Annotated in this window: 24 protein-coding genes and 2 pseudogenes; 16 read left to right on the forward strand and 10 right to left on the reverse strand. The window is 70.4% G+C overall.

Features of this window, described 5'->3' with window-relative positions; genetic code table 11:
* Positions 1–57: 57 nt before the first annotated feature.
* Entirely contained in the window at positions 58–1,641 is a 1,584-nt protein-coding gene (locus ACFXC1_RS04240) for an FMN-binding glutamate synthase family protein (RefSeq protein ID WP_381238500.1), read from the reverse strand.
* Between the two features lie 251 nt (positions 1,642–1,892).
* Here ACFXC1_RS04240 and ACFXC1_RS04245 point away from each other — a divergent pair, with 251 nt between their 5' ends.
* From ACFXC1_RS04245 to ACFXC1_RS04265, 5 genes are all read left to right on the forward strand, one after another.
* Entirely contained in the window at positions 1,893–2,243 is a 351-nt protein-coding gene (locus tag ACFXC1_RS04245) for a ribosome maturation factor RimM (protein WP_381238503.1), read from the forward strand.
* Between the two features lie 236 nt (positions 2,244–2,479).
* Positions 2,480–2,653 carry a hypothetical protein gene (locus tag ACFXC1_RS04250; RefSeq protein ID WP_381238505.1) on the forward strand — a complete coding sequence of 58 codons (174 nt, stop codon included), beginning with the start codon at positions 2,480–2,482 and terminating at the stop codon, positions 2,651–2,653.
* A gap of 122 nt (positions 2,654–2,775) precedes the next feature.
* Positions 2,776–3,120 (forward strand): hypothetical protein, encoded by a 345-nt coding sequence (locus ACFXC1_RS04255; RefSeq protein WP_381238507.1) that lies wholly within the window; start codon positions 2,776–2,778, stop codon positions 3,118–3,120.
* Between the two features lie 52 nt (positions 3,121–3,172).
* A complete protein-coding gene (locus ACFXC1_RS04260; protein ID WP_381239436.1) occupies positions 3,173–4,138 on the forward strand; it encodes an LLM class F420-dependent oxidoreductase in 966 nt (321 codons plus the stop codon).
* A gap of 7 nt (positions 4,139–4,145) precedes the next feature.
* Positions 4,146–4,817 (forward strand): HAD family hydrolase, encoded by a 672-nt coding sequence (locus ACFXC1_RS04265; RefSeq protein WP_381238509.1) that lies wholly within the window; start codon positions 4,146–4,148, stop codon positions 4,815–4,817.
* A gap of 74 nt (positions 4,818–4,891) precedes the next feature.
* Here the strand turns inward: ACFXC1_RS04265 and ACFXC1_RS04270 are convergent, their stop codons facing one another.
* Positions 4,892–5,608 carry an ANTAR domain-containing protein gene (locus ACFXC1_RS04270; RefSeq protein ID WP_381238511.1) on the reverse strand — a complete coding sequence of 239 codons (717 nt, stop codon included), beginning with the start codon at positions 5,606–5,608 and terminating at the stop codon, positions 4,892–4,894.
* A 134-nt stretch (positions 5,609–5,742) separates the two neighbouring features.
* Here ACFXC1_RS04270 and ACFXC1_RS04275 point away from each other — a divergent pair, with 134 nt between their 5' ends.
* The gene (locus ACFXC1_RS04275) at positions 5,743–6,087 is read left to right on the forward strand and encodes a helix-turn-helix transcriptional regulator (RefSeq protein ID WP_381238514.1); all 345 of its coding nucleotides are present in this window, start codon (positions 5,743–5,745) and stop codon (positions 6,085–6,087) included.
* A gap of 170 nt (positions 6,088–6,257) precedes the next feature.
* A complete protein-coding gene (locus tag ACFXC1_RS04280; protein WP_381238517.1) occupies positions 6,258–7,130 on the forward strand; it encodes a SigB/SigF/SigG family RNA polymerase sigma factor in 873 nt (290 codons plus the stop codon).
* A 141-nt stretch (positions 7,131–7,271) separates the two neighbouring features.
* On the opposite strand, the gene ACFXC1_RS04285 is transcribed toward ACFXC1_RS04280, so the two are convergent.
* Positions 7,272–7,643, reverse strand: coding sequence for a MerR family transcriptional regulator (locus tag ACFXC1_RS04285; protein WP_381238519.1), 372 nt, complete (start codon positions 7,641–7,643; stop codon positions 7,272–7,274).
* A gap of 124 nt (positions 7,644–7,767) precedes the next feature.
* Here ACFXC1_RS04285 and ACFXC1_RS04290 point away from each other — a divergent pair, with 124 nt between their 5' ends.
* Both ACFXC1_RS04290 and ACFXC1_RS04295 read left to right on the forward strand, forming a co-directional pair.
* Entirely contained in the window at positions 7,768–8,841 is a 1,074-nt protein-coding gene (locus ACFXC1_RS04290) for an alkene reductase (protein WP_381238521.1), read from the forward strand.
* A 36-nt stretch (positions 8,842–8,877) separates the two neighbouring features.
* Positions 8,878–9,150: a putative quinol monooxygenase gene (locus ACFXC1_RS04295; RefSeq protein ID WP_381238523.1), complete on the forward strand. Its 273-nt coding sequence runs from the start codon at positions 8,878–8,880 to the stop codon at positions 9,148–9,150.
* 143 nt (positions 9,151–9,293) lie between these two features.
* Here ACFXC1_RS04295 and ACFXC1_RS04300 read toward each other — a convergent pair whose 3' ends face one another.
* Complete coding sequence (locus ACFXC1_RS04300) at positions 9,294–10,814, reverse strand: hypothetical protein (RefSeq protein WP_381238525.1); 1,521 nt, start codon at positions 10,812–10,814, stop codon at positions 9,294–9,296.
* A 253-nt stretch (positions 10,815–11,067) separates the two neighbouring features.
* On the opposite strand from ACFXC1_RS04300, the pseudogene ACFXC1_RS04305 reads away from it, so the two are divergent.
* Together ACFXC1_RS04305 and ACFXC1_RS04310 are read left to right on the forward strand one after the other, a co-directional pair.
* A pseudogene (locus ACFXC1_RS04305) lies at positions 11,068–11,247 on the forward strand (SDR family oxidoreductase); the annotation flags it as partial.
* A 198-nt stretch (positions 11,248–11,445) separates the two neighbouring features.
* Entirely contained in the window at positions 11,446–12,555 is a 1,110-nt protein-coding gene (locus tag ACFXC1_RS04310; RefSeq protein WP_381239439.1) for a sugar ABC transporter substrate-binding protein, read from the forward strand.
* Positions 12,556–12,588: 33 nt separating this feature from the next.
* On the opposite strand, the gene ACFXC1_RS04315 is transcribed toward ACFXC1_RS04310, so the two are convergent.
* Positions 12,589–13,194 (reverse strand): dihydrofolate reductase family protein, encoded by a 606-nt coding sequence (locus ACFXC1_RS04315; RefSeq protein WP_381238527.1) that lies wholly within the window; start codon positions 13,192–13,194, stop codon positions 12,589–12,591.
* Positions 13,195–13,539: 345 nt separating this feature from the next.
* On the opposite strand from ACFXC1_RS04315, the gene ACFXC1_RS04320 reads away from it, so the two are divergent.
* Positions 13,540–15,351 (forward strand): thiamine pyrophosphate-requiring protein, encoded by a 1,812-nt coding sequence (locus ACFXC1_RS04320; RefSeq protein ID WP_381238529.1) that lies wholly within the window; start codon positions 13,540–13,542, stop codon positions 15,349–15,351.
* Between the two features lie 154 nt (positions 15,352–15,505).
* Here the strand turns inward: ACFXC1_RS04320 and ACFXC1_RS04325 are convergent, their stop codons facing one another.
* Positions 15,506–15,994, reverse strand: a complete 489-nt coding sequence (locus tag ACFXC1_RS04325; RefSeq protein ID WP_381238531.1) for a flavin reductase family protein — start codon at positions 15,992–15,994, stop codon at positions 15,506–15,508.
* Positions 15,995–16,155: 161 nt separating this feature from the next.
* Here ACFXC1_RS04325 and ACFXC1_RS04330 point away from each other — a divergent pair, with 161 nt between their 5' ends.
* Positions 16,156–17,316: an AI-2E family transporter gene (locus ACFXC1_RS04330; protein WP_381238533.1), complete on the forward strand. Its 1,161-nt coding sequence runs from the start codon at positions 16,156–16,158 to the stop codon at positions 17,314–17,316.
* 75 nt (positions 17,317–17,391) lie between these two features.
* Here the strand turns inward: ACFXC1_RS04330 and ACFXC1_RS04335 are convergent, their stop codons facing one another.
* Entirely contained in the window at positions 17,392–17,814 is a 423-nt protein-coding gene (locus ACFXC1_RS04335) for a winged helix-turn-helix transcriptional regulator (protein WP_381238534.1), read from the reverse strand.
* An 87-nt stretch (positions 17,815–17,901) separates the two neighbouring features.
* On the opposite strand from ACFXC1_RS04335, the gene ACFXC1_RS04340 reads away from it, so the two are divergent.
* Positions 17,902–18,711, forward strand: coding sequence for an NAD(P)H-binding protein (locus ACFXC1_RS04340; protein ID WP_381238537.1), 810 nt, complete (start codon positions 17,902–17,904; stop codon positions 18,709–18,711).
* Between the two features lie 69 nt (positions 18,712–18,780).
* Here the strand turns inward: ACFXC1_RS04340 and ACFXC1_RS04345 are convergent, their stop codons facing one another.
* Both ACFXC1_RS04345 and ACFXC1_RS04350 read right to left on the reverse strand, forming a co-directional pair.
* Positions 18,781–19,119, reverse strand: coding sequence for an antibiotic biosynthesis monooxygenase family protein (locus tag ACFXC1_RS04345; protein ID WP_381239442.1), 339 nt, complete (start codon positions 19,117–19,119; stop codon positions 18,781–18,783).
* Between the two features lie 27 nt (positions 19,120–19,146).
* Positions 19,147–19,524 (reverse strand): annotated as a pseudogene (locus ACFXC1_RS04350) (RidA family protein); the annotation flags it as partial.
* 72 nt (positions 19,525–19,596) lie between these two features.
* On the opposite strand from ACFXC1_RS04350, the gene ACFXC1_RS04355 reads away from it, so the two are divergent.
* The gene (locus tag ACFXC1_RS04355; RefSeq protein ID WP_381238540.1) at positions 19,597–20,520 is read left to right on the forward strand and encodes a LysR family transcriptional regulator; all 924 of its coding nucleotides are present in this window, start codon (positions 19,597–19,599) and stop codon (positions 20,518–20,520) included.
* 152 nt (positions 20,521–20,672) lie between these two features.
* Complete coding sequence (locus ACFXC1_RS04360) at positions 20,673–21,305, forward strand: hypothetical protein (protein ID WP_381238542.1); 633 nt, start codon at positions 20,673–20,675, stop codon at positions 21,303–21,305.
* Positions 21,306–21,327: 22 nt separating this feature from the next.
* Here the strand turns inward: ACFXC1_RS04360 and ACFXC1_RS04365 are convergent, their stop codons facing one another.
* Positions 21,328–22,494, reverse strand: a complete 1,167-nt coding sequence (locus tag ACFXC1_RS04365; protein ID WP_381239445.1) for a serine/threonine-protein kinase — start codon at positions 22,492–22,494, stop codon at positions 21,328–21,330.
* Positions 22,495–22,505 lie beyond the last annotated feature (11 nt).

A 22,505-nucleotide genomic window follows, 5' to 3' on the forward strand; every position in this document is an offset into this window, starting at 1 on the left:
GCCCCGGATCGCTTTTCTCGGATCCCGGGCGGGCATGGTCATGACCGGTGGGTGAATTCAGATGGTGAAGTGGTCGGGGTCGGCGGCCTTCCAGTCGGCCGCCCAGTCGGCGGGCGGCTCGACCAGCAGCTGGCCGGGGGAGAGCCACTCGTACAGCACGTCGTAGGAGCGCACGGTCTGCGGGTCGACGCGCCGTCGCAGCATGTGCGGGTGGAGCTGGGCGGGGTCGGTGACTCCCATGGAAGCCATGATCTGGAGGGCGCTGCCGACGGTGGCCTCCTGGAGGCGGCGTACGCGCGCGGCCTTGTCGCCGACGTCCAGCGCGCGGGCCCGGCGCGGGTCCTGGGTGGTGACGCCGACGGGGCAGGTGTTGGTGTGGCAGCGCTGGGCCTGGATGCACCCGACCGCGAACATCATGGCGCGGGCCGCGTTGCCGTAGTCGGCGCCCTGGATCAGACGTTTGACCAGGTCGGCCCCGGTGGCGATCTTGCCGCTCGCGCCGATCCGGATCCGGTCCCGCAGGCCCGCGCCGACCAGCGCGTTGTGCACGGTCATCAGGCCCTCGGTGAGCGGTGTGCCGATGTGGTCGGCGAATTCGAGCGGCGCCGCACCCGTGCCGCCCTCCGCGCCGTCGACGATGATGAAGTCCGGCGCGGTGCCCTCCTCGACCATCGCCTTGCACACGGCCAGGAACTGGCGCCGCGACCCGGCGCACAGCTTGAAACCGGCCGGCTTGCCGCCGGACAGCTCCCGCATCCGCGCGATGAAACGGACGAGTTCGCGGGGCGTGGAGAAGACCCGGTGGTACGGCGGTGAGACGACCGTCTCTCCCTCGGGGACGTCCCGCACCCGGGCGATCTCCGCGTTGACCTTGGCGCCGGGCAGTACACCCCCGATGCCGGGTTTGGCCCCCTGCGACAGCTTCAGTGACACGCACTTGACGCTCTCGCCCGCTGCCTTCTCGGCGAACTCCCCGGCATCGAAGTCACCGTCGCGGGTCCGGCAGCCGAAGTAGCCGGTACCGATCTCCCAGACCAGGTCACCGCCCGGGCGCAGGTGGTACTCCGACAGCCCGCCCTCACCGGTGTCGTGCGCGAAACCCCCCGCCGCGGCACCCCGGTTGAGCGCCAGGACGGCATTCGCGGACAGTGAGCCGAAGCTCATCGCGGAGACGTTCAGCAGTGCCATGTCGTACGGCCGGGTGCAGTCCGGACCCCCGATCCGTACCCGGGGCGGCTGTTCGGGCACCGGGCGCGGCGCCATCGAGGGCACCAGGAACTCGTGTCCCGCCTGGTACACGTCGCGTTCGGTACCGAACGGCTCCTCCGCGGCGGTGCCCTTGGCCCGTTCGTAGACGATGCTGCGGATGTCCCGGTCGAAGGGGCGCCCGTCGAAGTTCCGCTCGACGAAGTACTGCTGGAGCTCGGGACGGATGCGCTCCAGCAGGAAGCGGGCGTGCCCGATCACCGGGTAGTTGCGCAGCACCGAGTGCCGCCGCTGGGCCAGGTCCCACACACCGATCACGCCGAGCGCGGCCAGCGGTACGGCCGCCGACCACCACCAGGGCGACACCACTACGGCCACACCGGCCACTGCGAGGGCGGCGGCCACGACCACCGCGACGATTCCGGTTCTCAGCACGCCCCCCGGGTAACCCGCTCGGGCCGTCTCATGCGGACCGACCGCGCGGACCGGGCGTTCCTGGCCGTCAAAACGGTTGTGTTGATTCTTGTACTTTTCCAGTCCTGATATTCGGTGGCGCGGGGTTCGCCATTAATAAATGAATAGGGGTGTGGGACGGAAAACGATGGGCACCCGACCTGCCGAGGGTCGCCCACCGAAATACTGGACGGGCTTCCTCGGTATTCACGCACAGCAAGGGGAGGTTTTGTATGACGGACAACATGTGGGGTTATCAGGCCGAGTCCGGCCACCAGACCGGGATGGACCTGACCGGGTTCAAGGTCGAGGCGAGCGACGGCTCGATCGGCAAGGTCGACAAGCACTCCGAGGATGTCGGGGCCGCGTACATCGTCGTCGACACCGGAGTGTGGATCTTCGGCAAGCAGGTGCTGCTCCCTGCCGGTGTCGTCTCGTCCGTCGACGTGGCGGAGCGGACGATCCACGTCGGCCGCACCAAGGACGAGATCAAGAACTCCCCCGAGTTCGACAAGGACAAGCACGTCGGTGACGCCGGCTACCACGAGCAGGTCGGCGGCTACTACGGGGACCACCGAGCCTGACCGGCGCTCCGTGGCACACAAGGGCGGGCACCGGCGTACTGCCGGTGCCCGCCCTTCGCCCTGTCCGGTCCGGGACCCCGGGGTCCGGAACGCCTGGGTCCGCATCATCGTCGGCCGTCGGGGTACCCGCGTCTGACACCCATCCCGTGCGAGGAAGCGAGAACGCCGTGAGCGAGCGTCGCCCGGAGGCCCCCGCGAACAGAGGGGGGCCGAAGCCGAAGCCGATACCGAGGGACATGCCCGATCAGCAGGCCGGCGCCGAGGACGAGCACGAGCCTGAGGGCCGTGCTCCGCAGAACCCCGACCCGGGGATTCCCGGCACGGACGAGGCCGGCACCGGGCGGAGGGGCGCCGCGCAGTCCGGCAGCGCACGTCCGGGGCATCCCGTGCCCGACGAATCGACGGATTGACGCCCCGAGCGCGCCGGGAAGCCGAGGCGGGCTCCGCTCGGCGGTGTGCCGTGGCCACCCGTGGACGGATGCCGCTGATCCCTCATGTCCCGCCGTATTCAAGTTTCAGGAGAGTGAGTCCAATGGCCACCGTGTCCCTCACGGGAGCGTCCAAGGAGGACGCCGCCACTGTTTTCGAAGTCCTGCGCATGGCGTTCCCGACCGACCGTTCCTCCCACGACATGCCCCAGGAGCAGCCGGGCGACCACTCCCCGGTGTGGAGCGCGGAGTTCGAGCCGGCGAGGGAGCGGATCCCGACCGATTCCGTTCCGCTGGAGGGCTCGGTCTCCGCCACACTCCAGGGCGGCTATGTCGCCGTGGACCAACTGTTCGAGGCCCTGAGCACGGCGTTCGCTGTGGACCACTGGGGTGCCGCGTCGGGAGACCAGGAGAAGGAGGTCGACCTGCGGCTCACGACGAAGCGGTGACGGGACAGGAATCCGTCCTCGCGCGACTCCGACCCACGAGGAGATGAGCGACATGGTGCAGATCGGCTACACGATGATGACCGAGCAGGCCGGCCCGCGAGAACTCGTCGACCACGTGGTCGGCGCCGAGCGCGCCGGCTTCGACTTCTCGGTCACGTCCGACCACTACTTCCCCTGGCTCGAGTCCCAGGGCCACGCCTCCTACGCGTGGAGCGTGCTGGGTGCCGCCGCGCAGGCCACCGAACGCATCCCCCTCATGACCTACGTGACATGCCCGACGACCCGCTACCACCCGGCCGTCGTCGCCCAGAAGGCCGCCACCCTGCAACTCCTCTCCCAGGGACGGTTCCGACTGGGCCTGGGTTCCGGCGAGAACCTCAACGAGCATGTGGTGGGCGGTGGTTGGCCCGCCGCGCACATCCGGCTGGAGAAGCTGGAAGAGGCGGTGGAGATCATCCGTGCGCTCTTCACCGGGCAGAACGTCAACCACCACGGCGCCCATTTCGACGTGGAGAACGCCAAGTTGTGGGATCTGCCCGACGCACCCCCGCCGATCGGTGTCGCCGTCTCGGGCGACCGCTCGTGCGAACTCGCGGGCCGCATGGCCGACTTGCTGATCGCGACGGAACCCCGGCCGGAACTGATCTCCGCGTTCGAGGAGCACGGCGGCACGGGCAAGCCCAAGGTCGGTCAGCTGCCGATCTGTTACGACACCGACCGTGACGCGGCGATCGCCCGCGCCCACGACCAGTTCCGCTGGTTCGGCGGCGGCTGGCCGGTCAACTCCGAACTCCCCGGGCCCGCCTCGTTCGAGGGCGCCACGCAGTTCGTACGACCGGAGGACGTGGCCGAGTCGATTCCCTGCGGCGACGACGTGGAAGCGGTGGTCGAGGCCGTACGCCCTTACGCCGACGCCGGGTTCACGGAGGTCGCGCTCGTCCAGATCGGTGGCGAGCACCAGGAGCCGTACCTGGAATGGGCCGAGCAGAAACTGCTCCCCGCCCTCCGGGAGTTGTGAGCGCGCGATGACCACGAAACGTGCCGCGATCTTCGATGTCGACGGAACGCTCGTCGACACCAACCACCTGCACGTCGTGACCTGGTGGGAGGCGTTCCGGCAGGCGGGCCACCGGGTCCCCACGCGGGACATCCACCGGGCCGTGGGCCTCAGCGGCGGCGACCTGCTGGACCACCTCCTCGGCGACGACCGCGATCCCGACGAGGACGAGCAGCTCATCGCGGCCCATCACGCCCTGTACGCCACGTACTTCGAGCGGCTCCCGGCGCTGGACGCGGCGGGCGACCTGCTGCGCGCCCTGGCCGGGCGGGGCTGGACGATCGTCCTGGCGACCTCGGCGAGCGGCGCGGAACTCTCCGCCCTGCGGCATGCCATCGACGCGGACGACGTCATCCTCGGAGCGGCCAGCGCGGACGACGTCGCCGACGGCAAACCCGCACCCGACCCCGTCCGACAGGCGAGAGAACTCGCGGGAGCAGCGAGCGAACGGGCCGTGTTCGTCGGTGACACCGTCTGGGACATGAAGGCGGCGGAACGGGACGGAGTGCTCCCGGTGGCGCTGCTGTCCGGCGGCATCCCGCGCGCCGACCTGGAGAGTGCCGGTGCCCGCGCGGTGTACCGGGACCCGGCCGACCTCCTTGGGCAACTGGACTCCAGCGTCTTCGCCGACATGGAGTGACCCGGTCCTTCGGGGTCTTGCTGGAAGTCCTCGCCTCGCTGGGGCGGGCGCGCTCCTTGTTCACTACGCCCGTCCTACGCCGGGCGTGAGACCTCGGCGACGGCTGTGGAGATCCGCTGCTTCACATGGTCGGCCAGCGGTGGCCCGCTGACCGAGTCGACGAGTTCCTCGGCAAGCCGGTGGAGTTTGGTGTTCGTGTGCTGCGAGACGTCGACCAGGACACTCCAGGCGTCCTCGGCGCTGAGGCCGAAAGAGGCCATCAGTACTCCGCGGGCCAGGTCGATGACCGGCCGGGTCACCATGGCGCGCTTGAGCTGGACGACTTCGAGGCGCAGTTCCTCGGCCTCGTCGGACACCTCGTTCTCCTCCGTACGGTCGTGCGTCGTCGCGGAATGGTCGTGCCGGTCGTGGACGATCACCCCGTTGGCAGGGGCAGGGGCAGGGGCAGGGGCGGGTGCGAACAGCGATGACGTGTCGGTCACGGCGAACAGTCGCTCGACCCCCGGGCTCGCGGTCCGGACAGTCACCGTCTTGCCGTCCGCCAGGGCGATGCGGCGTACGCGGAGCAGGGCGTTGAGACCGGAACAGTCGCAGAAACCGACCCCGGCCAGGTCGAGGTCCACGCCGTGGGACGACCGGGCCAGTGCCAGACGCAGGGCGCGTTGCATCGTCTGTTCCGTGTCGATGTCGATCTCTCCGGAGACCGCCACGACTGTCCGGCCCCCGGCCGGACGCGTCACGATCTGCAGGAAAGCCGACGGGTCAACCCCGGAAGGCTCGTGTTCCGGCATGGCAGTCGCTCCCGAAGCGTTCGTCTGTCCTCTGCCGGTACAAGTTTCATCCGGCCCCTGAAACGCGTCAAGAGATACATGAAATCTGTTTCGCGTCTTTGGATGCGTGAACATCACGCCCTATGCTGGGCTGCATGGGTGGAGTAACCGAAACGCACACAGGATGGACGTTCCTCACCAGCCATGCCCGGGTGCTTGCCGCGATCGCCGAGGACCACCGCACCCGCATCCGGGACATCGCCGCACGGTGCCGGCTCACCGAGAGAGCGGTCCAGAAGATCATTTCCGATCTGGAGGAGGCCGGCTATCTCTCCCACACCCGGGAGGGGCGGACCAATGCGTACCGCATCGTCCCGGGGACCATCCTGCGGCACCCGGCCGAAGCCGGGATGACCGTCGAAGCGCTGCTTTCCGTGCTCGCGCAGCACGACGCGCAGCGTGACGGACAGCCACGGTCGACCGGCTCGGTGCCGTCGTAGGCACGCGCCTGTTTCGGCACGCGCGGTGCGGGAAGGCGCAGAGTCGAGTGCTTCGGACAGGAGGCACGTCCGTGGGAGCCGGCGTACGCCGGATCGCGGGTGTGTTCCGCCTGCTCAGTGTGTGCTCGCTCCCATGGGGACCGTCCGGTCGACGACCCCTGGAGGGCGTTGTGAGCACCACGGACACAGTCACCAGGAAGCGCCATCCGCACGACGACGCACCGCGCACCGCCACGGCCTTCGCACGCCTTTCGCACCTGCCGGACGGACCGGAACGGGACGCCCTGCGCGACGAACTCGTCCGGGCCTGGCTGCCCATGGCGGACCGTATCGCCGGCCGCTACCGGGGGAAGGGCGAGCCCTTCGAGGACCTGCGCCAGGTGGCCGCGCTCGGCCTCGTCAAGGCCGTCGACGGCTACGACCCCGATCGCGGTCACGCTTTCGAGAGCTATGCCGTCCCGACCGTCACCGGCGAGATCAAGCGCCACTTCCGCGACCACATGTGGGCCCTGCACGTCCCACGGCGCGTCCAGGAACTCCGCAACAGGGTGCGGGGCGCCCTCCAGGACCTGTCCGCGACGGGTGCGGAGCGGCGCCCGTGCATCGCCGAGATCGCCGCGTGCGCGCAGCTGAACGAGGAGGACGTACGCGCCGGTCTGGAGGCGCTGGACAGCTACGCCGCCCTCTCGCTCGACGCCGAGTCGCCGGGCGAGGACGCCGCGGTGACGCTCGCCGACCTGCTGGGGGAGTGGGACGCCGGATTCGACCTGGTCGTCGACCGGGAGGCGGTCAAGCCGGCCCTGTGCACCCTGCCCGAGCGCGAACGCACCATCCTCTACCTGCGCTTCTTCCGCGGTATGACGCAGAGCCGCATAGCGGAACAGCTCGGTGTCTCCCAGATGCACGTCTCCCGGCTGATCAGCAACTCCTGCGCCACCGTGCGCGAGAAGGTACTCGCCGATGCCGCCCAGCGTGCCGGGAGCAACAGTTCGAGGGGCAACGCCGGATCAGTCGGGGTGCCGATGCCGATGCGTGGCCGGTGACGTACCCGACCGCTGGATCGCGGAGCGTGTCGCGAACGACCGCGGCTGCGCGCCCCGGGGCCACGCGTTCCTCGGCTGAACATCATCTCCGTAGCCCGTCTCGACGGAGAGGGTCCGGCCGGCGAGCCCGTCCACGCATGCTCACGCCGCGGTTCGGCGCCTGTCGCGGTCGGTTCGGGCCGCGGTGATCAGGTTGTCGAGTGAGTCGCGGGTGTGCAGCAACTCCGTGATGTGGGCGGAGAGTCGGTCGCGCTCCTGGGCCATGCGTTCCAGCGCGGCGTCGGAGTTCTCGTCGCTGGGCGCGTAGCGGCACGGCATCAGTTCGAGGATGGTGCGACTGGACAGCCCGGCCACGTACAGGCGCTGGATGAAGTCGACCCGCTCGATGGCGTCCTCCGTGAAGTGCCGCTGCCCGCCGCCGCTACGGACGCTGACGAGCAGCCCCTGCTCCTCGTAGTAGCGCAGTGAACGGACACTCACTCCGGTGCGCGCCGCGAGTTCGCCGATCCGCATCTCAACTCTCCTGATGGTGACGTGGGTTCAGGACTTGCATCTCACATTGATGTCAGGTTTTAGCGTACCGGTCGGGCCCGTTCTCCCCGGGTCTTCGGTACGGAACGTACGAAGGAGTTGCCGCATGACCACGCTGTTCGACCGTCACCGCCTCGGCGGTCTGGAGCTGCCCAACCGACTGGTGATGGCTCCCATGACCCGGGGCCGGGCCGCGGCCGGGGGCCTCGCCACCCCGTCCATGGCGGTCTACTACGCCCAGCGGGCCAGCGCCGGACTGATCGTCACCGAGGGAGTGCAACCCAGTCTGGTCGGGCAGTCCAACCCGGGCACCCCGGGGCTGTACGCCGACGACCAGGTGGCCTCCTGGCGGCCCGTCACCGACGCCGTGCACACCAACGGCGGGCGGATCTTCGCCCAGATCATGCACGGCGGCCGGGTCTCGCACCCCGACACCACCGGCCTCCAGCCGGTCGGACCGTCCGCCGTCCCCGCGACCGGCGAGGTGTTCACCCCGACGGGGCCGCAGCCGGCGCCGCTCCCGCGCGCCCTGGACCTCTCCGAGGTGCCCGAACAGGCTCGCTCGTACGCCGAGGCCGCCCGCCGCGCCGTCGACGCCGGCTTCGACGGAGTCGAACTGCACGGCGCGAACGGCTACTTGATCTCACAGTTCCTGTCGTCCAACGCCAACCTGCGCACCGATTCCTACGGCGGCCCCATCGCCCACCGCATCCGCTTCGCCGTAGAGGCGGTCGCCGCCACGGTCGACGCGGTGGGCGCGGCCCGCACCGCGATCAGGCTTTCCCCCGGCGGCACCTTCTGGGGCGTCGAGGAGAGGGAAGTGCCGGAACTGTACGCGGCTCTGCTCGCCGAACTCGCCCGCTTCGACCTCGCCTACGTCCACCTGGAGGCGACCGCCGAGGAGGAGGTGCTGGTCGGGCTGCGCCACGCGTGGCCGGGCAATCTGGTCGTCAACCCGGTGCTCCCGATGGGCCCCAAGCAGACCGACCGGGCCGCCGCCGACCACTGGCTCGGCCTGGGCGCGGACCTGATCAGCTTCGGCCGCGCCTTCCTCGCCAACCCCGACCTGGTGGAACGGCTCCGCACCGGCCTGCCGCTCGCACCCGCCGACCAGGCCACGTACTACCAGGGCGGCGACACGGGCTATCTCACCTACTCCGCCTACCAGTACGCCGCCTGACCGCGCACGAGGGACGGGGAACGGCGAGGCACACCGATGAACACGCCGAACACGCTTCAGGACGAAGCCCGGACGACCGTCATCATCGTCGGCCGGGTCCACGTCCCCGCCGAGGACGTCTGGACGTTCATCGCCGAGGCGCGGGCGACGTCGTACCCACTCGCCGCCGCGAACCCGGGGAACGTGATGATCTCGTTCAGCGTCGAGGACGCGGCGACCGGAAGCGTCACCGTGCTCGAACAGTGGGCGTCCCAGGAGGCCCTCGACCGGCATGTGGCCACGCCGGAGATCACGGCCCTCCTCACCTAGTGGGGCCCGCGCATCCGCAGTGAGGTACGCAGATTCGAGGTCGACGAGAAGGATGCCCGGGCCTGAGCCGACTTCGTCAACGGACGCAAGGCGCCCCAGCCGGAGCTTGGGCCCCGCCCCCCACCCACGCAGGGGCGGTGGCCTCATCGGCCGCCCCGCGTCCGCGACCTCCTCGCCGTCAGGAACACGAGCGCGCCGCCCGCCACCAGCAGGGCGGCGCTGCCCGCCCGCAGCAGGACTCCGTCCGCGCCCGTGGCGGCGAGCCCGCCGCCGGTCGTCGTCCCGCCGCTGGTTCCCGCCCCGGAGCCGGACGGGCTCGCGGTGGCCGTGGCCGACGGGGAGGCGGAGGCGCTGGGCGAGGGGCTGGACGTCGCCGAGCCGGTGGCCTTCACCGCGATCGCCGCGGTGTCGTTGGCCGTGTCGTCGTCACGGTTGGGGTACTCGGGGTTCCCCACCGCCCGCACGCTGCCGGTCGCGCCGGGGACGACCTTGTCGATCCGCACCGTGAACTCCTGGGTCACGGAGGCGCCCGGCTTGAAGTCCGTGCTGGCGATGTCGCAGGTGTAGCTCTTCGCGCCGGCCTTGCGCGGTGTGCAGTTCCACAGCGGACCGGGGTCGCCCTGTTCGCCGGGACTGGGCGCGCCGGTGATGGTGGTGCCGGCGGGCGGGGTCACCACGAACGTGCCGGAGTTGTCGGCGTCCATCCACCGGAAGTTCATCCAGCCCGGCCCGTTGTTCCGCACGCCCAGGGTGATGCTCACCGTCTCGCCGACCTTGCCCTCGACCGTGTCACCGAGCGCCTGGAAGTCGGCGTGCTGGGTGGTGGCGAAGGTGCCGTACCCGGAGCCGGTGAATCCGGAGCCGGAGGCGACGGGCTTCAGGCCGAGCGGCGTACCGGTGCCGGTCCCGGGGAAGTCGGACGGGTCGAAGGAGCCGGGCGCGGTGCCGCCGACCGGCCACACGACGTAGGAGTTGTAGCCGTACATCGTGTCCGGGGAGGCGGTGTAGCGCAGCGGCACGTCCGTCTCGTAGGCCGCGCCGGGCGCGACCGGGGTGTCGAACCGGCACCAGGCGCCTACGTCGGGGCGGTCCGAGTAGTGGCAGTTGGAGTGGTCATGGGCGAGAGAGACGCCTTCGGAGTCCTGCACCAGCAGGATGACGCCCTTGTCGGTGGGGGCTGTACCGGTGTTGGCGAAGGCCGGGGTGCGCTCGAAGACGGCGCCGGGCGCGATGCCCTTCAGCGCCGGGTAGGGCCGGGCGGCGAGCTTCGGCCCGCCGACCAGGACGTCCGTCTTCCCCGTCACGGTGGCCGCGTCGGAGGCGGTGGCGGTGTAGGTGATGGCGCCGGTGTCGCCCGCCTTGGCGGCCGCGGTGGGCTTCAGGAGGAACGGATCGATCGACTCCTTGCCCGACAGCGGGCCCACGTCGCACCTCACCTTCAGGGTGCCGGTGCTCACGCAGTCCCCCGTGACCACCATCGTCGCCTTCCCGGCGAGGGACGACGCGTCGACCGCGACCGAGACGTCATGGGCGTCCCCGCCCGAGGCGGTGATGCCGAGGCCCAGGTTCGGGCCCTCGCCCCCGGCGGGGAGGTAGTAGTTCTCCTGGGCGTCCAGGACGAGCGTCGTTGCGGCGGCGTGCGCGGCCGGGGTCGCGACCGCCATGGCGGCGGTCGCGAAAGCGGCGGCTGCCGCTGTTCGCCATGTTCTGCGTATCGTCAGCACGCTACGTGGACACGTCAGAACACCGGAAGGTTGCGCCAAGGCGTCTGCCAGTTGACGTTCAGGTGCTCTGGACGCGGCAGTAGCTTGAAATGTGGTGCAGCGTCCCAGCGGAGGACCCGCATCGAGACGGCCCGTACGGCCGGCTCAGGGAAGTGATCCCGGTGACCGGTGATTGGGGCGGCCCGGACGATCGTCCTTCCACGGCGCCGGCGACGACTGGCGGGAACAGGCCGGGAAGAGCCTGCCCATGGGCCGCCTGGGCCGGGCGGACGAGATCGCCGACTTCGTCGTCTTCCTGCTCTCCGAGCGCAGCGGAGTGGTCACCGGGTCCGTCATCGACTGGGACCAGAACGTCATCGGCGCCATCGACTGAAGGCACGCACACGCCATCCCGGCGTGAACACCGCCCGGTCCGCGTGGCGGAAGTGCACCCGTGACGGTCGGAGGTCGTGGAGGAAGCAGTTCCTCAAGGACACGGCCCGGTGCGCCGCGCGAAAGTCACTCAGCCACCCGCTCTCCTTTTACCCGGAAGGCTCCTGACGTGAGCGCTCCTGTCCTGTGCCACATCCCCGTGCGTCGCCTCGCCACAGCCCTGACCGCCTCGGCGTCGGCCCTCGTGCTCACCGCGTGCGGTGCCATCGACGGCATCGGGGGAAGCGGCAGTTCCGCGTCGCCCGAGAAGGGCGACGACATCACGGTGGGGCTGCTCCTGCCCGACAAGGACACCGCACGCTTCGAGGACTTCGACCACCCCGTCATCAAGAAGGAGGTCGCCACCCTCACCCACGGCAAGGGCAAGGTGGTCTACGCCAACGCCGAGGCAGGCCAGGACAAGCAGAGCCGGCAGTTCCGGCAGATGGTGGACCAGAAGGTCGACGTCATCCTGGTCGACGCGCTGGACGCCAAGGCCATCGCCCCCGACGTCCAGAAGGCCAAGGACGCCGGCATCCCCGTCATCGCCTACGACCGCCTCGCCCAGGGCCCGATCGCCGCCTACGTCTCCCACGACAACGAACTCGTCGGCGAGGTCCAGGGCCGCGCCATCCTCGAGGCGCTCGGCAGCAAGGCGGCGACCAGCAGGATCGTCATGATGAACGGCGACCCCGAGGACACGAACTACGCCAGGTTCAAGCAGGGCGCTCTCAGCGAACTCGAGAACAAGGTCCGGACAGCCAAGGAGTACGACACCACCGGGTGGTCGCCGAAGGTCGCCGAGGCCAACATGAAGAAGGCGATCGAGGCGGTCGGCCTCGACGACATCGCCGCCGTCTACGCGGCCAACGACGGCCTGGCGGGCGCCGTCATCCAGGCCCTCAAGGACGCGGGTGCCACGAAGATCCCGCCGGTGACCGGCCAGGACGCGAACCTGGACGCGGTCCAGCGGATCGTCTCCGGCGAGCAGTACATGACCGTGTACAAGCCGTTCCTGGAGGAGGCCACCCGCGCCGCGGAGATGGCGGTGTACAAGGTCCAGGGCCGCGACATCCAGTTCGACGCGCTGACCCGGGACACGGTCGACAGTCCCACCGAGAAGAAGATCCCCGCGATGCTGGTACCGGTCGTCGCCCTCACCAAGGACAACATCAAGGACACGGTGATCGCGGACGGCGTCTACTCCGTCAAGGACATCTGCACCCCGAAGTACGCGACGGCCTGCGCCGCGATCGGCCTCCGAGGCTGAACACCGTTCGCGCGCCGCGGCACCGCGCGCCGTCTAGTAACTGTCGTAGCTGGGCCTGCCGTTCGGCCGGTAGACGCCGACGACGGTGCCGCCCTTCGTCGTAGAGACGCTGACCGGCTCCAGCGCGGTGGGGATGGCGCCGTCGGCGAACAGCCGTTTGCCGGTGCCGATGATCACCGGGTGGATGGTCAGCCGGTACTCGTCGACGAGGCCGTGCCGCATCAGGGTCTGGGCGAGGTCACCGCTGCCGACGACGTTGATCGGGCCGCCGTCGGACGCCTTCAGCTCGCGCACGGCATCTACGGTGTCGCCCTCCAGCAGCGTGGAGTTCTGCCACTCGACCGACGTCAGGGTCCGGGACGCCACGTACTTGTGCATGCCGTTCATCCGGTCCGTGAACGGGTTGCCGGGATCGGCGGTCGGCCAGTACGACGCGAAGATCTCGTACGTCTTGCGCCCGAGCAGCATCGCCTCGGAGCCCTCGTACCAGCCGGCGATGGCCGCGCCGACCTCGTCGTCGTCCACCGGTTTCTGCCAGCCGCCGTGCTCGAAGCCGCTCTCCGCGTCCTCGTCCGGCCCGCCCGGCGCCTGCATGACGCCGTCCAGCGTCAGAAACGTACAAACGATGATCTCGCGCACGGTGCGCTCCTTTCGTCGACAGGTAGACCGCACGACCGCCGAAAACTCATCGGTGGGGGGTCGCCCAGCAGCTCCTCCAGGTACGTCCGGTAGAAGGCGGCGATCCGCAGCCCGACTCCAGCAGCCGCGGACGTACCGGATCGGCACCGTTCCACCAGGGTCGGACGTTAGCCGCCCCGATCACCGGGAACCCGTCGAAGGCATCCGGGTGGTCCTCCGCGTCAGGGCGCTCACAGAGGGGAGCCGATGGTGACCGAGGCGGCGGATCGGTGACGGGGCCGGACGTACGCGCCCTGGAGCAGGCGCTCCGCGCAACCGGAAATCAGCGCGATGAAAGGAACTCCCGTGTCCATCAAGGTGTCCGACTACGTTCTCCAGCGGCTCCGCGAGTGGGATGTCGACCATGTCTTCGCCTACGCGGGCGACGGCATCAACGGCCTCCTCGCCGCCTGGGGCCGCTCCGACAACAAACCGAAGTTCGTGCAGTCGCGGCACGAGGAGATGTCCGCGTTCGAGGCCGTCGGCTACGCCAAGTTCTCCGGCAAGGTCGGTGTCTGCGCGGCGACTTCGGGCCCCGGCGCGATCCATCTCCTCAACGGGCTCTACGACGCGAAGCTCGACCACGTCCCGGTCGTGGCGATCGTCGGACAGACCAACCGCAGTGCCATGGGCGGCAGTTACCAGCAGGAGGTCGACCTGCTGAGCCTCTACAAGGACGTCGCCTCCGCGTACTGCGAGATGGTGACTGTCCCCGAGCAACTCCCCAACGTCATCGACCGCGCCATCCGCACCGCGTACGCCAAGCGCACCGTGACGGCGGTCATCATCCCCGCCGACGTACAGGAGTTGACCTACTCGGAGCCCACCCACGCCTTCAAGATGGTGCCGTCCAGCCTCGGCCTGACGCACTCCGCGCCGGTCCCGCCCGCGGCCGAACTCGCGCGTGCCGTCGAGGTGTTGGACGAGGGCGAGAAGGTCGCGATCCTGATCGGGCAGGGCGCGCGCGGTGCCCGGGCCGAGGTGGAGGAGATCGCCGAGGTGCTCAGCGCCGGGGTGGCCAAGGCGCTGCTCGGCAAGGACGCCCTGCCCGACGATCTGCCGTACGTCACCGGATCGATCGGTCTGCTCGGCACCCGCGCCTCCTACGAGATGATGCGGGACTGCGACACCCTGCTCGTGATCGGCTCCAGCTTCCCGTACACCCAGTTCCTGCCGGAGTTCGGGCAGACCCGCGCCGTCCAGATCGACATCGACCCGTTCATGATCGGGCTGCGCTACCCCTTCGAGGTCAACCTCGTCGGGGATGCGAAGGAGACGCTGCGGGCCCTGCTGCCGCAGCTGAAGCGGAAGAAGCACGGCTCGTGGCGCAAGAAGACCGAGATGGCCACGGCCCGTTGGTGGGACGTCATGCAGCGGCGGGCCGCCGTGGACGCGGACCCGATCAACCCCGAGTACGTCGTGCACACCCTCGACGCGCTCCTGCCCGACGACATCATCCTGACCGCGGACTCCGGCTCCGCCGCCAACTGGTACGCACGGCACCTGCGGATGCGCGGAAACATGCGCGGCTCCCTGTCCGGCACCCTCGCCACCATGGGACCCGGCGTGCCGTACGTCATCGGCGCCAAGTTCGCCCACCCCGACCGGCCCGCGCTGGCGATCGTAGGGGACGGGGCGATGCAGATGAACGGCATGGCCGAACTCATCACGGCCGCCAAGTACTGGCCCGAGTGGGAGGACCCGCGGCTGATCGTCGCCGTCCTCAACAACCAGGACCTGAACCAGGTCACCTGGGAGATGCGCGCCCTGGCCGGCGCCCCGCAGTTCCTGCCCTCCCAGGCCCTCCCGGACGTGCCGTACGCCGACTTCGCCCGCTCGATCGGCCTCGACGGGGTACGGGTCGAGAAGCCTGGGGACGTGGAGGACGCCTGGCAGCGGGCGCTCGCCGCCGACCGGCCGTTCGTCATCGACTTCCGCACCGACCCCGCCGTACCGCCGATCCCGCCGCACGCCACGCTCGAACAGATCGAGGCCGCCGCCTCCTCCGTCCTCAAGGGCGACAGCGACCGTGTCGGCATGATCCGCCAGGGCCTGAAGGCAAAGGTCCAGGACATGCTCCCCGGCGGCAAACAGCGCCAGGACAAGCCGGGGGAGTGACGGCCCGTCGCCTCCCGCGATCGCCAACCCGCGCCGTCTGGAGTGGTTCCACGACCACACACGATCCACCGGCCCGGGGTCGGGAGCGGCAGCGGCGGGTCTTGGAGGGGTGATTCGGCGCAGGCGACCGCGCCGGCTCGGGCAGGGAGGCTGCTCAGTCCACCGAATGGCCGGGCGTGATGCCGTGGGCGTCGTGGAGCGTCAGCAGAGTCGCGCGGTCGCCCACGAGGTTCTCCGCCGCCTCAGGAGCGAGCAGGAAACCCACATGGTCGCCGCCGTCCACTCGGTTCTCCACACGGCCCACGAACCAGGCGGGTGCCTCGTCGAGGATCAGTGATCCGGCCGGTCCCCGGTGCCACGGGACCTCGGTGAACTTGTCCGTACGGTCGCCGGTCTCCCCGCCGAAGAGCCGGGCCAGCCGGTCCTGGTCGCGCCCGAGGAGATGGACCGCGAGCCGTTCGGCCCGCTCGGCGACCCGGTAGGTCCGGTTGGCCCTGGACAGCCAGACCATGAACCGGGCGGGCCGGATCGAGCACTGCGAGGCGAATCCGACCAGGCAGCCGGCTCGCTCCCCGTCGGCCTCGGCGGTCACGACGTACATCGGGTAGTCGAGCAGGTCGGTGAAGGGGTCGAGATCGGTCACGGCGTTCGGCTCCTGCCTGAAGGGAACGGATGTCGGCCCAGCGTTCAACGGTTCCAAGCCCCGGTCGGCCCACGACGCGCCACGCGGTCGCGGTACGAGCCGAATGCCTGGGTACCCGGGACACCCCCGCCCATTCGAGGCCGTCGAGGAGAGTGGTCGTGATGTCCGCGCAGTCGGAGCCCGAGTCCGCCCGGGACGAGCACGGTGACCCGGAAGGGGTCGGCGTGAACGGCTCCGGCCCGTCGGACGCCGTACAGGAGTCTCGGCGGCCGCCACCCGGAGATCCGGGCGGCGGGCGCAGACGGTCGTGGGTGACGGTGGGGTTCGCGCTGGGACTGGGGGCGAGCCTGGCGTGGCTCGCCGTGCAGACCGTGCTGCGGGTCAGCTCGATGCTCACCCTGCTCCTGCTGGCCGTGTTCATCGCGATCAGCCTGGAACCGCTGGTCGTGTGGTGCACGCGCCGGGGTCTGCGGCGCGGCTGGGCCGTCGCGGTCGTACTGACCGGGTTTCTCCTTGTCCTCGCCGGATTCCTGGCCCTGGTGATTCCGCCGGTGGCCAAGGAGATCAGCGCACTGGTCGACGCCGTGCCCGGCTGGCTGGAACAGGTCCACAATCACCAGTCCACGATCGGCCGCCTGGAGGACCGCTTCCACCTGGTCGAGAAGGCCAAGGAGCAGATCGCTTCGGGAGGCGGGGCGTCCGGTCTGGCGGGGGGCGTCCTGGGTGCCGGGCAGGTGGTCCTGAGTACGGTCACGTCCACGGCGATCGTGATCACGGTGACCCTGTACTGCATGGCGGCCCTGCCGGCCATCAAGCAGTTCGGCCTGCGTTTCGTGGCGGTCAGCCGGCGTGAGCGCGTCGCGGGCGTGGCCGAGGAGATCATGGACCGGATCGGGAAGTTCATGCTCGGCAACCTCGCCACCTCGGGGATCGCGGGCGTGGCGACCTTCGGCTGGTGCGCGGCCACCGGTGTCCCGTACGCCGCCGCGCTGGGCGTCTTCACCGCTCTGATGGACCTGATCCCGATCGTGGGTTCCACGCTCGCCGGGATCGTCGTCAGCCTGGTCGCGCTGTCCGTGTCCCTGCCCATCGCGATCGCGACCGCGGTCTTCTACATCGTCTTCCGGGTCGCCGAGGACTACCTCATCGTGCCCAGAGCCATGAAGTTCGCCGTCGACGTCCACCCGCTGGTCACGGTCCTCGCGGTACTGGTCGGCGGGGCGCTCCTGGGCATCATCGGCGCCCTCGTCGCCATCCCGGCGGCCGTCGCCGTCGGTCTGATCCTGGACGAGTACGTGTTTCCCAAGAAGGAGCGGAACTGACGCAGGGCTTCCCGCCTCCGGGGAGCCCTCCCGACCGTTGCCGGGTCGGCCGCAGCAAGCCGCCGGCGGTCCTCGCTATCGGATGTCGTGGTCGGGGTGGGTCCGGTCGTACTCGTGTCGCGCCTCGGCGATGACGGCACGATGGGTGAGGGACCAGTCGGCGAGCGCCTTCACCAGGTGGGTCAGGCCCGCCCCGGTCCCGGTCAGGCGGTAGTCGACCTGGGCCGGGACGGTCGGGTACACGGTGCGCAGGACGAGCCCGTCGCGTTCCAGCCTGCGCACGGTGAGGGTGAGCATGCGCTGGGAGATGCCGTCGATCGCCCGTTGCAGTGCGCGGAATCGGCGTGGCCCGCCGGCGAGTTCGACGATCACGAGCACCGACCACTTGTCCCCGATGCGGTCCAGGACGTCGCGGATCCCGCAGTCCGGGTGATCCTCCCGCCCGCAGGGATCGAGGTCGGCGGGTGCGGCGGTTACCCCGGTGTGCGTGGGTGACATCGAAGTGCCTCCTTGTGGCCGGTGTACGGGCGGATCAGGATCAAGCCTAGTTACCGAAGAGAACCACTACGGAAGACCGTGACTGACATGATCTTGGTGACCGGAGCGAACGGGAACCTCGGCTCGGCCACTCTCGCGGAGCTGCGCACGCGCGGTGCGAACGCCACGGGCGGCAGCCGCACTCCCGGCGAAGGGATGCGGCGGCTCGATTTCGACGACAGCTCGGGCATGGATCTCGCCGGTGTGTCGACCCTGGTGCTGATCTCCGCCGGATACGCCGAGGACGACCAGGTCATCGGCCGGCACGCGGCCGTCCTGGATGCCGCGGCCCGAGACGGCGTCCGGCATGTCGTCTACACGAGCCTCACCGGAGCCGGTGACCATCTCGGTTTCGCCCTGGCCCACCGCGCGACCGAACGGCTCGTGCGGGCCTGCGGCCTGCCGTGGACGATCCTGCGCAACGGTCTCTACGCCGAGCTCTTCGGCGGCCTGATGACGTGGGCCGAGGACGGGTTGGAGTCCGCGTTCGGCGACGGCGCCCTGGCCGCGGTCGCCCGCGCGGACCTCGCCGAGGCCGCGGCGGTCGTCGCCGCTGATCCGGCCCAACACACCGGGCACACCTACGATCTGACCGGCACACCCGTCACGGCAGCGCACGTGGCCGACCGGCTCGGAGTCCCGCACCGCGCCATCGGCATCGGCGAGTACCGGCGCAGGCTGCTCGACGAGATGCCACAACTGCTGCCGTTCCAACCGCCCATGCTCGCCTCGATAGCGACCGGCATCCGGCACGGCTTCCTGGCCGACACCGGCCCCGACCTCGCCGACCTCCTCGGCCACCCCGTTCGCGACCCCCTGGCCGCGGCCGTCGCAACCGCGGCCGCCTCAAAGCTGTAGAGAGCCGCGCAACGGCAGGCGACACGCACCCGTCAACGACACGGGTCCCTCGCGGCGACGTGATTCCACTCATGACCTCCCGAATCCACGGCTGCGTTCCACCTTCGCCACATGCAGCGTGTACGCCTCGTACCACTGGTCCCGCCCGCGCTGTTGCGCCGCGCGATGCTCGACGTCGGTCCGCCACTCCTTGAGCGCGTCGGCATCACGGAAGTAGCTGACGGTGATGCCCAGCCCGCCAGGAGTCTGCGCGTGGTCCATCCCCAGGTAGCCGGGGACGTTCTTCACCGACTCTTCCAAGTGCGCGCTGGTCTCGCCGTAGTCGCTCTGGTCCTGGGTGCGCACCGTGGTGAAGACGGCCGCGTAGTAAGGGGGTTCATGGGCCGCGACGGGCACGACGGGCACGATGGTCGCTTCCGGGAGGGGCGGGGTGGGCCGCCGCGCGTCCACCTCTATCTCGATCTTCATCCGCGGATCCGAGAGACCGCACACGAGCATCGTGGCGGCGGGCCGAACGTCGCCGAAGCAGCGGCGCAGGACCGGCCGGCAAGGTGCGAAGTCCGCGCGGTCGGGCAGCAGGTAGCGCACCCGCACCACGTCCGCGAAGGTGCACTCCGCCTCGGCCAGCGCGGCCCCGATGTTGCGGAGGCACTGCTCGGCCTGCTCCACGACGTCGTCGGAGATCGTCATGGTGGTGTAGTCGAACCCGGTCGTCCCGGACACATGCACCCGGTCACCGTCGACCACGGCACGGGCGTAGCCGATCCGCTCCTCGAAGGCCGAGCCGTCGAGGATCGCGCGTCGCTCTGTCATGCGCCGAACGCTAAGTGGCCGTCACCGATACGTCTAATACGGCCACTTGCATGATCTGATATCTCTGCGCGTATGGAACGCCCCGAACTTCCCCTGCCGCAGCTGCACGCCTTCGTCGTGCTCGCGGAGGAACTCCACTTCGGCCACGCGGCCGCCCGCCTGGGCATCGCCCAGCCGCCGCTGAGCCAGCAGATCCGCCGCCTGGAGGACAAGGTCGGCCACGAGCTGTTCACCCGCGCCCCGGGGCGCGTCGCCCTGACCCCGGCCGGCAGTGAACTGCTGCCCGCCGCCCGGCGGGCACTCACCGATCTCGCGGACGGGCTGGCCGCGGCCAGGGCCGTCGGCGGTGGCCGGGCCGGACGGCTGCGGATCGGCTTCGCCGCCTCCCTCGCACTGACGGTCCTGCCCGGCCTGCTGCGCACCTTCCGCGACCGGTTCCCCGGCGTGGACCTGGACATCCACGAGATGACCACCGCTCCCCAGCTCGCCGCCCTGCACGACAGGACCATCGACATCGGCCTGCTGCGGGAGCCTCCCACCGAGGAGACAGAGCTCGGCTTCGCCACGGTGCTCAGCGAGCCCTTCGTCGCCGTGCTGCCGTCCACCCATCCGCTGGCCGCCCAACGGACCGTCCGGCTCGCGCAGTTGGCGGACTCGCCCTTCGTGCTGCTGCCCCGCGCGGTCGGCCCGACCCTGTACGACCAGATCGTCGGCCTGTGCACCGCGGCGGGGTTCGCACCGCGGATCATCCAGCACGCGGTGGAGTGGCAGACCGTCTGCGCCCTCGTGGAGACCGGTCTGGGAGTCTCCCTGGCTCCGGCGAGCATCCGACGCATCCGCCTCAAGGGCGTCGCCTTCCGCAGGATCGACCCCGGCACCTCCCGCACCCGAGTGGCTGTCGCCTGGCGCAAGAACGACCGGAATCCCCTGGTCGGCCGCCTGCTGGCGACCATCGGACAAGATCCGCCGGACAGCCCCGCGTGGTCCGGACGGTGAGACGGTGCTCTGCGGCTCTGGGGCGCCGCCACAGGTCGAACGTCCCTCTCACGGTCCCGTAAGCCGGAGCCACTACACTCGCCTCCCCTGACCACTCACGTGTGCGCGGTCGGCTCCCGCTGCCGCGGGCATTCATTCATCGGGGGAGACCCATGCGGGATCCAGGGCAATCCGGGCCGGACGCCGGCCCGGCTTTCGAACGGCTGCTGTGCCGGGCGCTGGACTCCGGGCGGGTCAGGGAGGCGCTGGGCCGGTCCTGCGGGAAGCTCGACCGTGAGCGTCTGCGGACGCGCGCGCTGCGGGAGCGGGCCGCGATCGCCGAGGCGGCCGCCGCCGAGTACCGCGAGTACGTGGAGGCCGGCGGCCGGCAGGATGCCCGCGGGGACACCGGCGCACCGGTCACGGCCGGGAAGCGGGGCGGTGGCTGGCTGATGGCCGCGCTCGCCTTCGTGGCCGTCGTCGCGGTCGCGTTGCTGGCGCTCGGCTTCGCGCTGCGGGCATTTGTCGGGCGGCCGTACGTCGGCGACGGCGTGATGACGGCGGGTCTGATCGTCGGTGCCGTCGCCGCCGGGGCGATCGTGGGCGACCTCGTCTGGTCGTGGAAGGCACCGGCCCACGACCGCCCGGCCGCGGAGGACGCGTCGCCCGGCGAGGGAACGGCCGAGGGCGGCTGGATACAGGAGGAGTGGGAACTCGCCCTGCTGGAATGGGGATTGGTGCCGTTCCTGCTCGACTGCATCGAGGAACCAGGACTGCTCGAACAGGACAACCGGCCCGCGCGCTGACGCGTACGGGCCGGTCGGTGGGTCAGGGGCTTGCGGCGCCGGACGGGTTCGTCCCCGGTGTGTCCGCCGAGCTGTGATCGGGCGAGAACAGCGCCACGCCGACCAGCACTGCCCCGAGGAAGATCAGCACGGCGGCTACGGTGCCCACCGTCCGCGAAGTGCGCGATGTCCCCGACCGGCGTCCTGCGGTGGTGCGGACCCCCTCGCGCGGGCGGCGCCGCGAACCGTGGGCCGGAGCGGTGGTGGCGGAGGTCGGGAAGGCGTACGTGGTCACGGAACCGGAAGCCGTGTTCGCCCTGGGCTCGCCGAACGTCGCCCGAGGGGTCGCACGCGGCGCCGGCTGCGGAGGCGGCGCGGCTGCGGGGAGGGGCTCGGGATGTCCTTTCCAGGCGCCGCCGGCGAACCAGTTGGCCGCCTGACCCGCCGTGGGGCGGTCCTCGGGCCGCTTGGCGAGCAGCCCGAGCAGGTAGTTCTCGAAGGCGGGCGGCAGACCGACGCCCAGCTCCCGTGGCGGTACGGGGGGCGTGTCGAGGTGGTGATGGAGGACGGCGATGGCGCTACTGGCGCGGAACGGCGGCTGTCCGACGAGGAGTTGGTAGAGCACACAGCCGAGCGAGTAGACGTCCGACGGCGGTCCTGCGGGCCGGCCGAGGGCACGCTCGGGGGCGATGTACAGGCTCGTCCCGACGATCTGGCCGGTCGCGGTGAGCGCGCCGCCGGGGTCGTTCATGAACTGCGCGATCCCGAAGTCGGCGATCTTCACCGACCCGTCGGCGTCGAGGAGCAGGTTGCCGGGCTTGATGTCCCGGTGCACGATGCCCTGTTCGTGCGCGGCGGCCATCCCGGCGGCCGAGTGGGCGGCGATGCGGGCCACCTGCTCGGCAGGCAGGGAACCCGCCTGGGCGAGCACATGGGAGAGGCTGTCGCCCTGGACCAGTTCCATCACCAGGAACAGCCGGCCCTCCTGCTCGCCGAAGTCGAGGACGCCGACCACATGGGGATGGCTGAGCCGGCCCGCCGTCTGCGCCTCCAGCCGGAAGCGGGCGGCGGCGGTGGGTTCGGAGTTCTGGGCGTGCAGGAGTTTGACGGCCACGGGTCTGCCGCCCACCTCGTCGTACGCCTGCCAGACCTCGCCCATCGCGCCGCGTCCGATGGCGACGTGCAGCCGGTACCGGCCCGCTATCAGCACCTGTTGTTTCA

Origin of the sequence: Streptomyces hokutonensis, from assembly GCF_042751305.1 — a bacterium.
Lineage (GTDB): Bacteria > Actinomycetota > Actinomycetes > Streptomycetales > Streptomycetaceae > Streptomyces > Streptomyces hokutonensis_A.

Bases quoted from the DNA above. Each gene is read 5' to 3' on its own strand.
- ACFXC1_RS04355 (WP_381238540.1), top strand. From the start codon at position 19,597: ATGGAACGCCCCGAACTTCCCCTGCCGCAGCTGCACGCCTTCGTCGTG.
- ACFXC1_RS04265 (WP_381238509.1), top strand. From the start codon at position 4,146: ATGACCACGAAACGTGCCGCGATCTTCGATGTCGACGGAACGCTCGTC.
- ACFXC1_RS04270 (WP_381238511.1), bottom strand. From the start codon at position 5,608: ATGCCGGAACACGAGCCTTCCGGGGTTGACCCGTCGGCTTTCCTGCAG.
- ACFXC1_RS04295 (WP_381238523.1), top strand. From the start codon at position 8,878: ATGAACACGCCGAACACGCTTCAGGACGAAGCCCGGACGACCGTCATC.
- ACFXC1_RS04300 (WP_381238525.1), bottom strand. From the start codon at position 10,814: ATGGCGGTCGCGACCCCGGCCGCGCACGCCGCCGCAACGACGCTCGTC.
- ACFXC1_RS04250 (WP_381238505.1), top strand. From the start codon at position 2,480: ATGCCCGATCAGCAGGCCGGCGCCGAGGACGAGCACGAGCCTGAGGGC.
- ACFXC1_RS04290 (WP_381238521.1), top strand. From the start codon at position 7,768: ATGACCACGCTGTTCGACCGTCACCGCCTCGGCGGTCTGGAGCTGCCC.
- ACFXC1_RS04245 (WP_381238503.1), top strand. From the start codon at position 1,893: ATGACGGACAACATGTGGGGTTATCAGGCCGAGTCCGGCCACCAGACC.
- ACFXC1_RS04340 (WP_381238537.1), top strand. From the start codon at position 17,902: ATGATCTTGGTGACCGGAGCGAACGGGAACCTCGGCTCGGCCACTCTC.
- ACFXC1_RS04285 (WP_381238519.1), bottom strand. From the start codon at position 7,643: ATGCGGATCGGCGAACTCGCGGCGCGCACCGGAGTGAGTGTCCGTTCA.
- ACFXC1_RS04260 (WP_381239436.1), top strand. From the start codon at position 3,173: ATGGTGCAGATCGGCTACACGATGATGACCGAGCAGGCCGGCCCGCGA.
- ACFXC1_RS04335 (WP_381238534.1), bottom strand. From the start codon at position 17,814: ATGTCACCCACGCACACCGGGGTAACCGCCGCACCCGCCGACCTCGAT.
- ACFXC1_RS04330 (WP_381238533.1), top strand. From the start codon at position 16,156: ATGTCCGCGCAGTCGGAGCCCGAGTCCGCCCGGGACGAGCACGGTGAC.
- ACFXC1_RS04275 (WP_381238514.1), top strand. From the start codon at position 5,743: ATGGGTGGAGTAACCGAAACGCACACAGGATGGACGTTCCTCACCAGC.
- ACFXC1_RS04255 (WP_381238507.1), top strand. From the start codon at position 2,776: ATGGCCACCGTGTCCCTCACGGGAGCGTCCAAGGAGGACGCCGCCACT.
- ACFXC1_RS04360 (WP_381238542.1), top strand. From the start codon at position 20,673: ATGCGGGATCCAGGGCAATCCGGGCCGGACGCCGGCCCGGCTTTCGAA.